The sequence below is a fragment of the Streptomyces sp. NPDC054849 genome (assembly GCF_053610945.1).
The window spans coordinates 43062-55003 of the sequence record NZ_JBSGZI010000045.1 but is presented as its reverse complement, the minus strand read 5'-3'; the positions used below and the strand labels follow the sequence as shown (position 1 = coordinate 55003).

Here is an 11942-nt window from a genome sequence, read left to right as displayed (position 1 = left end):
CCGCCGGCCTCGGCGCCGATGCGGCCGCTTGCCCCATGCGCGAGGTGTGAAATCCGCTCGGACCGGTTATCCGAGGGGGGATACCTTCACACTTCGGGACAAAGGGGCAGACGTGGCGCATCCCATCCAGGAGACCCGCTCCCGCGTCGGGCTGCAGGTGAACGGCCGGTCGTACGAACTCGACGTGGACCACCGCGTCACGCTCCTTGACCTGCTGCGGGAGCACCTCGGCCTGACCGGCGCCAAGAAGGGCTGCGATCACGGCCAGTGCGGCGCCTGCACCGTCCTGGTCGACGGGCGGCGGGTCAACAGCTGCCTGCTGCTCGCCGTCGCCCACGACGGCGCACGCGTCACCACCGTGGAGGGACTGGGCGACGACACGCGGGGGCCGCATCCCTTGCAGGAGGCCTTCCTGGAACGCGACGCCTTCCAGTGCGGCTACTGCACACCCGGCCAGCTCTGCTCCGCCGCCGGCCTGCTCGCCGAGGCCGCCGCCGACCCCGAGACCGCGGACCTCAGCCGCGCCGGGATCGCCGAGGCGATGAGCGGCAACCTGTGCCGCTGCGGTGCGTACCCCCGCATCGTGGACGCCGTACGGGACGTGGCCGCGGCGTCGCAGTCCGCCGCTCCGGCGAAGGCGCCGGGCGAGGGACGGGGGGTCGCGTGAAGCCGTTCGCGTACGTACGCGCCACCAGCCTCCCGGAGGCCATCGCCGCCCACGGCGGGCGGCCCGGCTCCCGCTACCTCGGCGGCGGCACCAACCTCGTGGACCTCATGAAGCTCGGGGTCGAGGCCCCCGACACCCTCGTCGACGTCACCGGCCTGCCCCTCGGCTCCGTCGAGGACAGCGCGGACGGCGGCCTGCGCATCGGCGCCGGAGTCAGGGGCGCCGACCTCGCCGTCCACCCGCTCGTCCGCACCCGCTACCCCGCGCTGTCCCAGGCCCTCCTGGCCGGCGCGTCGGCCCAGCTGCGCAATGTCGCCACCACCGGCGGCAACCTGCTCCAGCGCACCCGCTGCCCCTACTTCCAGGACGTGGCCAAACCCTGCAACAAGCGCGAGCCCGGCACCGGCTGCGGCGCCCGCGACGGCGTCCACCGCGACCACGCCGTCCTCGGGCACTCCGCGCAGTGCATCGCCACCCACCCGTCGGACATGGCCGTGGCGCTCGCGGCGCTCGACGCGGCCGTCGAGCTCCGCGGCCCGGACGGCGCCCGTACCGTAGCCGCGACCGCGTTCCACCGGCTGCCGGGCGACCACCCCGAACTGGACACCGTCGTGGAGCCCGGCGAGATCGTCACGGCGGTCACGCTCCCGGCGGTGCGCGCCGGACTGCCCTCGCGGTACCGCAAGGCCCGGGACCGCGCCTCGTACGCGTTCGCGCTCGCCTCCGTCGCCGCCGTGCTCGACATCTCCGAGGGACGCGTCCGCCATGTCGCGCTCGCCTTCGGCGGCCTCGCGCACCGGCCCTGGCGTGCGAGCGTCGCCGAGGAACGGCTGCTGGGCGCCGTACCCACCGAGAGTGCCGTACGGGAGGCCGTCGAGGCCGAACTCGACCGAGCGGAGCCGCTGCGCGACAACGCCTTCAAGGTCCCGCTCGCCCGCAATCTGGCCTGCGACGTCCTGAACTCCCTCGCCCGCGGCGCCCGCTCCTGAGCGCCCGCCTCCGCCCGACCCCTACTCGCCCTACTCGCCGCACCGCACTCGACCCAACCGACTCGACCCGACCCACTCGCCCGACCCCGTCCCGTCCCGGATCGCGAGGACCCGTCATGGACTCCATCCCCGCCCTGCAGGCACCCGCCCTCGGCAGCCCCGCCATCCGCCGCGAGGGCCGGGAGAAGCTCGCCGGCAAGGCCCGTTACGCCGCCGAGCACGCTCCGCCGGACCGGGCGTACGCCTGGCCGGTGCCGGCCACCGTGGCCCGCGGACGCGTCACCGCCGTCGACACCGCCGCCGCCCTCGCGCTGCCCGGCGTCCTCGCCGTCCTCACCCCCTTCGACGCGCCCCGCCTCGGCCCCGCCGACGACCCCACCCTCCGCGTGCTCCAGGATCCCGACGTGCCCCACCGCGGTTGGTACGTGGCGCTGGCCGTCGCCGAGACACCGGAGGCCGCCCGGGAGGCGGCCTCCGCCGTCGGCGTCACCTACGAGACCGAGCCCCACGACGCCGTCCTGCACGCAGACCATCCGGACGCCTACACCCCGGAGCGGGTCAACGGCGGCTACCCCGCCCACCGCGAGAACGGCGACGCGGCCGCCGCGTTCGCCGCCGCGCCGGTCCGTGTGGACTGCGTGTACGCCGTACCCCCGCTGCACAACCACCCCATGGAGCCGCACGCCGCCACCGCCCACTGGGAGCCCGGCACCCTCACCGGAACCGACACGGACACCGACACCGACACCGACACCGGTCCCACCACCGAGCCCGGGACCCTCACCGTGTACGACTCCAGTCAAGGTTCCGGACTCGTCCGCTCCACCCTGGCCTCCCTCTTCGGTCTGCCCGAGGACCGCGTCACGGTGGTGTCCGAACACGTCGGCGGCGCCTTCGGATGCAAGGGCACCCCCCGCCCCCACGTCGTCCTGGCCGTGATGGCCGCGCGGCACACCGGCCGTCCCGTCACCCTCGCGCTGCCCCGGCGCCACCTCGCGGCCGTCGTCGGCCACCGCGCGCCCACCGTGCACCGCGTGCGCCTGGGCGCCCGTACGGACGGCACGCTCACCGCCCTCGCCCACGAGGTCACCACCCACACCTCCCGCGTCCGCGAGTTCGTCGAACAGGCCGCCGTCCCCGCCCGCGTCATGTACGCCGCGCCCGCCCTCCTCACCACCCACCGCGTCGTCCCCCTCGACGTGCCCACGCCCTCCTGGATGCGAGCGCCCGGCGAGAGCCCCGGCATGTACGCCCTGGAATCGGCCATGGACGAGCTGGCCGAGGCCCTCGGCATCGACCCGGTCGAGCTGCGCATCCGCAACGAGCCGGACGCCGAACCCGACAGCGGCCGGCCGTTCAGCAGCCGCCACCTGGTGGAATGCCTGCGGGAGGGGGCCGCCCGGTTCGGCTGGTCCGCACAGCGCACACCTCGCCGGGACGGCCCGCTGCTGATCGGCACCGGCGTGGCCGCCGCCACCTACCCGGTGTACATCGCCCCGTCCGCGGCGCGGGCGCACGCCTTCCCCGACGGCACGTACCTCGTCCGGACCAATGCCACCGACCTCGGCACCGGCGCCCGCACCGTCCTCGCGCAGATCGCCGCCGACGCGCTACGGGTCCCCCTGGACCGGGTGACGGTCGAGATCGGGCACTCCGCGCTGCCGCAGGGCTCGGTCGCGGGGGGCTCGGCGGGCACCGCCTCCTGGGGCTGGGCCGTCCACGACGCCTGCACGAGCCTCCTCGACCTCCTCGCCCGCCGCACCGGCCCGCTCCCGGAGGCCGGGGTGTCCGTCCCCGCCGACACGACGCCCTCCGCCAAGCAGAAGTCCCCGTACGCGCGGCACGCGTTCGGCGCCCACTTCGCACAGGTGCAGGCCGACACCGTCACCGGCGAGGTCCGGGTCCGGCGGCTCCTGGGCGTCTTCGCGGCCGGCCACATCCTCAACCCGCTCACCGCCCGCTCGCAGCTCGTCGGCGGCATGGTCATGGGACTGGGCATGGCCCTCACCGAACACAGCACCGTGGACCCCGCCTTCGGGGACTTCGTCGAAAGCGACCTCGCCTCCTATCACGTCCCCGCCCACGCCGACGTGCCCGACATCGAGGTGCACTGGCTGGACGAGCACGACAAGCACCTCAACCCGATGGGCAGCAAGGGCATCGGCGAGATCGGCATCGTCGGAACGGCGGCGGCCATCGGCAACGCCTTCCACCACGCGAGCGGGCGCCGCATCCGCGAGCTCCCCCTCACGCCGGACCGCGTCCTGGCGGCCCTCGGTGGCGGGTGAGGGCGAAGCGGAGGGTCGCGGACCGGAAGCGGGGGGCGGCCGGCGGTTCTCACGGGTGCATGAGCGAAAGGGTGGCCATGGTCCATGTACTGGGCAGCAGAATTCTGCTGCGCCCCACCGATCCCGAGCGCTCACGCGCCTTCTACGGCGACATTTTGGGGCTCGCCGTCTACCGCGAGTTCGGCACCGGTCCCGAGCGCGGCACGGTCTACTTCCTCGGCGGCGGCTTCCTGGAGGTGTCGGGGCGCGCCGATGCGCCGCCCGCACCGGGGATGCGCCTGTGGCTCCAGGTCGCCGACGTGCAGGCGGCGTACGAGGAACTGCGCGGCCGGGGTGCGGACGTACTGCGGCCTCCGCTGCGCGAGCCCTGGGGCCTGATCGAGATGTGGATCGCCGACCCGGACGGCGTGCACATCGCCGTCGTGGAGGTGCCGGCCGACCATCCGCTGCGCTTCCGCCCCTGAGCCGCGCCACGCGGGCCGTCGAGGGGCAGGGCCGCGGGCGTGCACGGCCGCGGGTGTGCAGGGGAAACGGAACATGCCGCCGTTGGGCCGCATACGGTCGCGGCGGCCGGGGTCGGGTGATCCACTGGTGGGCATGGACGCGCGTGCGGAGCATCCCCGGCGGGGCGGAGGATGAGCGGCGCACGGCGCGGCCCGGCGCGATGGCTCTACCCCGAAGGACATCCCCACGCCCAGCTGGGACCGCTGCTCTTGGTGCTGACCTTCGTCAGCGGCCTGGTGGACGCGGCGAGTTTCCTCGGGCTCGGGCAGGTGTTCGTGGCCAACATGACCGGAAACGTGGTCTTCCTCGGCTTCGCCCTGGCAGGTGCCGGGGAGGCGTCGGCGCCCGCGTCCGCTACCGCCCTGGCCGCGTTCCTGGGCGGCGCCCTGGCCGGTGGGCGGTGGCGCCGGGCCGCCGAGCCGGCCCGGCTGTTCGCACCGCTGCCGGCCGTTCAGGCAGGACTGGTCGGGGTGGCACTGGCGGCCGTGGGGTGGGACCTCGGGCGGTATGCCGTCCTCGTGCCGCTGGCGGCCGGGATGGGGCTGCAGAACGCGGTGGTGCACCGGCTCGGCGTACCGGATCTGACCACCACCGTGACGACGCGGACCCTGACGGGGCTGGCCGCCGACCCCTGGCGGCCGGCCGCGGGGCGGCGGGGCCTGTCGGTGGCGACCCTCGCCTGCGGGGCACTCGCGGGCGGTCTGCTGCACGCCGGTCCCGGGCCGGGGTGGGCGCTGGTGGTCGTACTGGTGCTGCTTGCGGCCGTCGCGGTGGCGGCCGCGAAGGCCGGCCTGGCCGGCCGAACCACCTGACCACCTGACCCCATGACCACCTCTCAGATCCTCCCGGCGATGCGGTGTCGCGGGCCGACCCGGCCACGCAGTGAGGACGTGGGGTGTATCCGCGACGCCGCCGGGCAGGCGCGCCGTGACAGCAAGGACGCGATGAAGGGAGCCGTGCTCTCATGACCGAGAACGTCTGGGCCTACCGCCTCACCCTTGGGCACATCGAGGACGTGGACCTGTCCGGCTACAAGGTGGAGGCGATCGACGGCAGCATCGGAAAGGTCGACAAGCACTCCCACGAGGCCGGATCCGCCTATCTCGTGGTCGACACCGGCCCGTGGATCTTCGGCAGGGAGGTCCTCCTCCCGGCAGGCACCGTCACCGGCATCGACGTGGACGACAGGAAGATCCACGTCGAGCTGACGAAGGACCAGATCAAGGGCGCTCCCGCCTTCGTACGGGACGAGCATCTCCAGGACCGGGACTACTGGCAGCAGCTCGGCGGCTATTACGGCATCCGCCCACTCATGTGACGACCGTCTTCCGCCCTGCCGCCCGGCCGGGCCGCCCACTCCCCGTCCCCCAGTCGGACCCCGGTGCCGCGTGGTGCGTCTCGTCATCGAGGCTCATGCGGCACGTTGGTACGCGGCCCGTCCGCTGCGGGCCACGCGACAGCGGGATGTGGAGGTACGCAGTGGGCGATGACCAAGAGGATCGTTACGAGCTGGTGTTCGACAGGGGTGCGGGGGCGGAGGGCATGGACATCGTCGTCGTCACGCGCACCACGCAGACCGGTCCGGGCGGTCACCCCGTCTACGCCGACGACACCGGGATCATCCGCGCCGAGATCAGCGACCAGGGCGAGCTCCGGATGCTGCCCTCAGGGGGCCAGCAGGCCCTGACGCACCCCGTTCGCGCCCGCCGCGCCGGACAGGGCGACCAGTTCGGCTGAGGCCCGAAGCGCCCGCCCCGCCGCAGAGCCCCGCCCGCTGGAGTGACGTGACATCATGAGGTCGTGACATCATGAGGTCGTGCGCGTACTGATCGTGACCGCTGGTTCCTGGGGTGACGTCGCCCCCTACACCGGGTTGGGAGCGCGGCTGCGTGCCGCGGGGCATGAGGTGACGATCGCGACGCACAGCCGCTTCCAGGGCGCGGTGACGGCCCACGGGCTCGGCTTCCGTCCCCTGCCCGTGGACCCGCGCGAGCAATTGGCTTCCGCGGCCGGCCAGGGACTGGCCAGAGCGGTCAGCCCGCCCGTGGCCATGGCCCGCTTGGTGCGCATGGCCCGCACGTTCATGCCCCGGCTCACAGAGGGCGTCGTGGACGCCGTACGGCAGGGCGCCGACGTGCTGCTGAGCTCCACGCTCACCGATCCCATGTGCGCGGCGCTCGGCGAGGCGTCGGGACTGCCCAGCATCGGTGTCTACCTGCAGCCGATCGAACCGACCGGGGCCTTCCCGCCCCTCGTCACCGGGACCCGGTCGTTCGGCCCGTACGGGAACAGGCTGGCCGCGCAGGCCCTGTGGGCCGCCACCGACCGGCTCTTCGCCCCGGCGGTGGGCGGGCTGCGGCGTGAACTGGGCCTTCCATCGCAGAGGTTCGGCGGCCCGCTCGGCCTGCCGCGCGGGCGCACCGTCCTGCACGGGTTCAGCCCGACGGTCGTCCGCCGCCCCGCGGACTGGCCCGGGAGCCACGAGGTCTCCGGGTACTGGTGGCCCGCGGCGCCGCCCGGCTGGCGGCCCGCGCCGCGGCTGCTGGACTTCCTCGCCGCGGGGCCGCCACCCGTGTTCGTCGGCTTCGGCAGCTTCGTCGCCGAAGATGCGGAACGGCTGAGCGCGCTCGTCGCCGAAGCCCTGCGACGGGCCGGGGTGCGCGGCATCGTCCAGGCGGGATGGTCCGGCCTGCACGCCGAGGGCGACGAGCTGCTCACCGTCCAAGAGGTGCCCCACGCCTGGCTGTTTCCGCGTACGGCCGCCGTGATCCACCACGCGGGCGCCGGCACCACCGCGGCCGGTCTGCGCGCCGGGGTCCCGGCGGTCCCGGTCCCGGTCCAGCTGGACCAGCACTTCTGGGCAGGCCGCCTCAACGCTCTGGGCGTCTGCGGCCCACCGCTTCGCTACCAACGGCTGACCGCGCCCCGGCTGGCCGCCGCGATCGTCGCGGCGACCCGGACCCCCGCCTTCGCCGCCCGCGCCCGCCACCTCGCGGCCGTCCTCGCCCGGGAGGACGGCGCGGCGCGGGTCCTCACCGCCCTGGAGCGGCTCGGCTGAGACCCGTGCGCCGTCAGCCGAGCTGGTAGTCGAACCAGATCCGGTGCGTTCCATCGGTGTCGATCGCGATGCCTCCGGCGCCGGAGATCCCGGCCAGGTCCCCGGTGCCGCTCGTGGGAACGATGGTGAAGAACTCGGCGGTGCGGTCGCTGCCGGACGTCGTCGCCGAGTGCACGAAGTTGAAGGCGCCGTCCCGGCCGTGCAGCGAGCCTTCGAAGGACTCCATGGCCACGTAGGTGCCGACGCCGGTCGTCTGGTCGAACGCGGCGGTGAACAGGGTCGCCGCGCGGCCGGCCACCTCGCCCTCGAAGTGCTTCTCCATCGTCGCGACACCCACCGGGAGCCCTGTGGACACGGCCGGCTCAGGCTGCAGCCCGGCAGGGACGAACGCTGTGACGGTGAACGTTCCGGTAGCTCTCATGGGGCGACCGTACCGACCCGGTCCGACAACGCGCGGCGCCGTGCGGCGGACGCGGGAGTGCCGGGGCGCCCGCCCGGCCAGGGCGCGGTCACAGGACGGCACTCGCCACGGGGAGAGGTTCACCCGCCGTCCGTCGCGCATCCCGCCCCGATCACGCACCGTTCGGCGCCCCCTCCTCGCCGCCGCGGGGCCCTATCCTCCTGGCATGGAGGCACTGGCCTTACGGCTGTCGGGACTGGATTCGTACGTCGACGGCGCGATCCGCATCGTCGCGTTCTACGACACGCTGATGCGGCGACGGGTGGATCTCCCGGCGCTCGCCCGGTCGTCGGCGGGACTGGCCGGATGCGTGGCCGGAGTCCGGCTCCACGGCGCGGGACGGGTGATCCGCGTCTCGCCCGACGGCAAGCAGGCCCCCGACCCTCCCCAACCCGCCTCCGTCGCAGCTCCGATCACGCTCGACGAGGAGGAGATCGGCACGGTGTGGCTGGAACGCCCCGGCCCCCCGAACGCGCTCGACGAGGTGCTCCTCGATCGGCTCGCCATCGCCGCCGCGTCCGTCGCCGAACGGTACGGGCCGACCCGTACCACCATGGCCGACCCGGCCCTCGTCGAACTGGTGATCAGCGCCGACAGTGACGAGGCGGCCAGAGCGCGTGCGCTGCGGCTCCTCGGGTTCGCCGCCGGCCTGCCGGTCCGCGTCGTGGCCGTACGGTCGCAGCTGCCGCTCGATCAGGTCGGCGGCCTGGTCTGCCCGGGCCACCCGGTGAAGGCGGCACCGCTCGCCGACGTGGGCGTCATCCTGGCCACCGCCACCGCCACCGCCATCGATCCGGCCCGGTTCCCCCCGGGCGTCCTCGCGGGCATCGGCGCCGCGCAGCGCCCCGACCGGTCCTGGCGGGAAGCCCGCACCGCCCTCCGCTTCGCCACCCCCCGACGGCCGGTCGTCCCGTACGACGAGCTGGGGGCGTTGGCGTTGCTCGCCCACGTGCCCGAGGGCGCCGCGCGGGACAACGCCGACGTGGCGGCGATCGCCCGGATCGCCGAGAGCCCGGCGGATCTGGAGACGCTGGACGCGTACTGCGCCACCGGCTCCCTGCGCCGGGCCGCCGACCTGCTCCACCTGCACCACAGCAGCGTCGCCCGCCGGCTCGAACAGATCGGGAAGACCCTGGGCGTCGACGTCACCGGTCCCACCGGCCTGATGCGGGCCGGACTCGCCCTCACCGCATGGCGGCTGCTCGATGGCTGAGAAGGATCCGCGCCGGCCCCCCGGCATGCCCGAGCCGCGCCCGCACGACGCTGACCTGCGCGTGAACGGCCCATGAGTGCGGGGCCCGTGTAGTACCGCCGCAGCACGGCGGGTTACCGTGTCCCTTCATACGAGGGGGAACAGTGATGTCGCACTACACGGGGCCGGGACCGTACCCGGGGCAGCCCAATCCGCAGTGGGGAGGCGGCTGGACGCAGCCGCCCGCGCCGCAGCCGGGCGTCATACCCCTCCAGCCGCTCTCCGTCGGCGAGATACTCGGCGGCGCCTTCTCATCTTTCCGCCGGTACGCGAAGCCCCTGATCGGGATCATGCTCCTCATCCAGGGCATCGGGTTCCTGGTGGTGGCCATCGCGATCGGCGTCACCGCCGCCGCCGTACAGGACCGGTTCTCCGCAGTCTTCGACCTGGCACCGGGGCAGAGCCCCGCCGGCGACGACGTGCTGGCCCTGTTCCTGGCCTTCATACCGGCCGTCGTGCTCATGCTGGTCGCGATGACACTGGGCGCGGCGATGATCAGCGCCCTGTGTGCCGCGGTGATGCAGGAGGCCGTGGTCGGCCGCCCCACCACCTTCGGCGCGATGTGGCGCCGCTGCCGGTCCCGGCTGCCGTCGGTGCTCGGCGTCCTTCTGCTCACCTGGCTGATCGTGGGCGGGCCGATGCTCCTCCTGTACGCGATCTGCATCCCGCTGATCATCATGTCGGCGGCGGTCGATGCCGGCCCGGAGATCACTCTGACCGCGCTGTTCCTGGGCCTGTTCCTCTGCATGCCCCTGGCCGTCTGGCTCCTCACCCGGTTCAGCCTCGCGTCCGCCGTCGCCGTGTGCGAGGAGCTGGGCCCCGTCGCGTCCCTGCGGCGTTCCTCGCAGCTGGTCAGCGGTGGCTGGTGGCGCGTGTTCGGCATCTCGCTGCTCGGATACCTCGTGGCGGGGGCCGTGGGCTACGCGATCCAGATGCCGTTCAGCCTGGTCGGCATGTTCGCGCTCTTCCCCGCTATGGCGGATGCGGGCGAGGGCGGCACGGATCCGAGCAGCATGATCTCCGGATTCGTCATCTACGCGATCGTCTCGCTGATCGGCGGTTTCGTCGCCGCCCTGTTCCAGTACAGCTACCCGCAGTTGCTCGTGACCCTCCTCTACGTCGACCAGCGGATGCGCAAGGAGAACCTGGCGGCGGCACTGATCGCCACCTCCGCTTCCGCCCCCGCCCCCGCCCCGGCCGCGGCCTCGGCACCCGCCCCGGCACCCGACGAGATGTGAAGCGGCACCTTCCTCGACGCGGCCCCTCCTCGGGTCGGTGACCGACACGGGCGGCTCCCCCCAGGGGAGTCGCCCGTCGGCACGTACGGTCCCGCTCCGGCGTCCTCGCGGGGACGGCGGCCCGGCCACCGCACGTCTCCGTTGCCCTGTGCGGCACTTCAGTAAGGTGATCAAGGCTCGGTACGAGCCCCTCGCCGACGACCTCCGCCTCGGGAACGCAAGGAATACGCATGATCCAGACATCGGAAGACGTGGCCCTCCCGCAGCCGTTCGGCGCGTCGTTCACGGACGACCCGCACGCCGTCTACGCGGAACTGCGCGCCGCGGGGCCGGTGCACCGGGTGGCGCTGCCGGACGGTTCCCCGGTGTGGCTGGTGACTCGCGAGAGGGACGTGCGCGAGGGCCTGTCCGACCAGCGCCTCTCGGTCGACAAGAGGCATTCGTCCACGGGTTTCAGCGGCTTCTCACTGCCGCCGGCGCTCGACCGCAACCTGCTGAACATCGATCCGGACGACCACCTGCGCCTGCGCCGCCTGGTGGCCAAGGGGTTCACCGCCCGCCGCGTCGACCTGCTGCGGGCCGAGATCGGCACGGCCGTCGACGCCCTGGTCACGCAGCTCGGCGACCAGATCGGGCGCAACGGCGAGGCCGACCTCGTGGCCGCGTTCGCCAAGCCCCTGCCGCTACGGGTCATCGGCGCTCTGCTCGACGTCCCGGCCGGCGACCAGGAACGGTTCTCCGCCTGGATCTCGACCATGCTCAGTCCCCGTTCCCGCGAGGGGCTCTCCCAGGCCATCGGTGACATCCACGGCTTCCTCACCGACCTCGTGGCGCTGCGGCGCGCCGCGCCCGGCGACGACGTGCTGTCGGGCCTGATCGCGGCGCGCGACGAGGAGGACCGGCTCACCGAGGACGAGCTCGTCTCCCTCGCCTTCCTGATCCTGGGAGCCGGCAGCGAGAACGTCCAGCACGTCATCAGCGCCGGCATCCTCACTCTTCTCGAACACCCCGACCAGTTGGCCGAACTGCGGGCCCGGCCCGCGCGCATGGCGGACGCGGTCGAGGAACTCCTGCGGTACACCAGCCCCAACCAGACGGCGATCCGCCGCTTCCCGACCGAACCGGTCGAGATCGGCGGCGTACGGATACCGGCCGGGGACACCGTCCTGTTCAGCCTGGCCTCCGCGCACCGGGACCCGGCCCGCTACCCGGACCCGGACCGCTTCGACATCGACCGCGCCGACAAGGCCCACCTCGCCCTCGGACACGGCATGCACTACTGCCTCGGCGCACCACTGGCCCGGCTCCAGCTCACCTTGGCCCTGGGCGCGCTCATCGACCGTCTCCCCCGCCTCGCGCTCGCCCGCCCGGCGGACCAACTGCACTGGAACGGCACCTTCCGATTCCGCGCGCTGCGCGAACTGCCGGTCACCAGCACCCCCTTGCGCGCATAACCGCTACACATCCGCGCACTTCTGGTGCAGTC

General features: G+C 73.6%; 12 protein-coding genes. 11 read left to right on the top strand and 1 reads right to left on the bottom strand.

The window, feature by feature from the left end; all coding sequences use genetic code 11:
- Positions 1-112: 112 nt before the first annotated feature.
- The 8 genes from ACWGIF_RS20700 (at position 113) to ACWGIF_RS20665 (ending at position 7506) form a co-directional block, all read left to right on the top strand.
- Positions 113-667 (top strand): (2Fe-2S)-binding protein, encoded by a 555-nt coding sequence (locus tag ACWGIF_RS20700; RefSeq protein ID WP_453499359.1) that lies wholly within the window; start codon positions 113-115, stop codon positions 665-667.
- Complete coding sequence (locus tag ACWGIF_RS20695) at positions 664-1656, top strand: FAD binding domain-containing protein (protein WP_453499357.1); 993 nt, start codon at positions 664-666, stop codon at positions 1654-1656. The genes ACWGIF_RS20700 and ACWGIF_RS20695 overlap by 4 nt, the downstream gene beginning before the upstream one ends.
- Before the next feature lie 116 nt (positions 1657-1772).
- On the top strand, positions 1773-3944 hold the full coding sequence (locus tag ACWGIF_RS20690) for a xanthine dehydrogenase family protein molybdopterin-binding subunit (RefSeq protein ID WP_453499355.1): 2172 nt from the start codon (positions 1773-1775) through the stop codon (positions 3942-3944).
- A 77-nt stretch (positions 3945-4021) separates the two neighbouring features.
- Positions 4022-4408, top strand: a complete 387-nt coding sequence (locus tag ACWGIF_RS20685; RefSeq protein WP_453499361.1) for a VOC family protein — start codon at positions 4022-4024, stop codon at positions 4406-4408.
- 171 nt (positions 4409-4579) lie between these two features.
- On the top strand, positions 4580-5260 hold the full coding sequence (locus ACWGIF_RS20680; RefSeq protein WP_453499353.1) for a YoaK family protein: 681 nt from the start codon (positions 4580-4582) through the stop codon (positions 5258-5260).
- 152 nt (positions 5261-5412) lie between these two features.
- Positions 5413-5766 carry a PRC-barrel domain-containing protein gene (locus tag ACWGIF_RS20675; protein WP_453499351.1) on the top strand — a complete coding sequence of 118 codons (354 nt, stop codon included), beginning with the start codon at positions 5413-5415 and terminating at the stop codon, positions 5764-5766.
- Positions 5767-5927: 161 nt separating this feature from the next.
- Positions 5928-6185, top strand: a complete 258-nt coding sequence (locus ACWGIF_RS20670) for a DUF6296 family protein (RefSeq protein WP_453499349.1) — start codon at positions 5928-5930, stop codon at positions 6183-6185.
- Positions 6186-6264: 79 nt separating this feature from the next.
- A complete protein-coding gene (locus ACWGIF_RS20665; RefSeq protein ID WP_453499347.1) occupies positions 6265-7506 on the top strand; it encodes a glycosyltransferase in 1242 nt (413 codons plus the stop codon).
- A gap of 13 nt (positions 7507-7519) precedes the next feature.
- Here the strand turns inward: ACWGIF_RS20665 and ACWGIF_RS20660 are convergent, their stop codons facing one another.
- Positions 7520-7927, bottom strand: a complete 408-nt coding sequence (locus ACWGIF_RS20660; RefSeq protein WP_453499345.1) for a DUF3224 domain-containing protein — start codon at positions 7925-7927, stop codon at positions 7520-7522.
- Positions 7928-8132: 205 nt separating this feature from the next.
- Here ACWGIF_RS20660 and ACWGIF_RS20655 point away from each other — a divergent pair, with 205 nt between their 5' ends.
- The 3 genes from ACWGIF_RS20655 (at position 8133) to ACWGIF_RS20645 (ending at position 11910) form a co-directional block, all read left to right on the top strand.
- Positions 8133-9179 carry a PucR family transcriptional regulator gene (locus ACWGIF_RS20655; protein WP_453499343.1) on the top strand — a complete coding sequence of 349 codons (1047 nt, stop codon included), beginning with the start codon at positions 8133-8135 and terminating at the stop codon, positions 9177-9179.
- Between the two features lie 146 nt (positions 9180-9325).
- Positions 9326-10456: a hypothetical protein gene (locus ACWGIF_RS20650; protein ID WP_453499341.1), complete on the top strand. Its 1131-nt coding sequence runs from the start codon at positions 9326-9328 to the stop codon at positions 10454-10456.
- A 230-nt stretch (positions 10457-10686) separates the two neighbouring features.
- Positions 10687-11910 carry a cytochrome P450 family protein gene (locus tag ACWGIF_RS20645; protein WP_453499339.1) on the top strand — a complete coding sequence of 408 codons (1224 nt, stop codon included), beginning with the start codon at positions 10687-10689 and terminating at the stop codon, positions 11908-11910.
- Positions 11911-11942: the final 32 nt, after the last annotated feature.

What these genes read in the sequence shown, in the direction of transcription:
- ACWGIF_RS20690 (WP_453499355.1), top strand. Translation starts at nt 1,773, where the DNA reads ATGGACTCCATCCCCGCCCTGCAGGCACCCGCCCTCGGCAGCCCCGCC.
- ACWGIF_RS20645 (WP_453499339.1), top strand. Translation starts at nt 10,687, where the DNA reads ATGATCCAGACATCGGAAGACGTGGCCCTCCCGCAGCCGTTCGGCGCG.
- ACWGIF_RS20650 (WP_453499341.1), top strand. Translation starts at nt 9,326, where the DNA reads ATGTCGCACTACACGGGGCCGGGACCGTACCCGGGGCAGCCCAATCCG.
- ACWGIF_RS20655 (WP_453499343.1), top strand. Translation starts at nt 8,133, where the DNA reads ATGGAGGCACTGGCCTTACGGCTGTCGGGACTGGATTCGTACGTCGAC.
- ACWGIF_RS20675 (WP_453499351.1), top strand. Translation starts at nt 5,413, where the DNA reads ATGACCGAGAACGTCTGGGCCTACCGCCTCACCCTTGGGCACATCGAG.
- ACWGIF_RS20660 (WP_453499345.1), bottom strand. Translation starts at nt 7,927, where the DNA reads ATGAGAGCTACCGGAACGTTCACCGTCACAGCGTTCGTCCCTGCCGGG.
- ACWGIF_RS20685 (WP_453499361.1), top strand. Translation starts at nt 4,022, where the DNA reads ATGGTCCATGTACTGGGCAGCAGAATTCTGCTGCGCCCCACCGATCCC.
- ACWGIF_RS20680 (WP_453499353.1), top strand. Translation starts at nt 4,580, where the DNA reads ATGAGCGGCGCACGGCGCGGCCCGGCGCGATGGCTCTACCCCGAAGGA.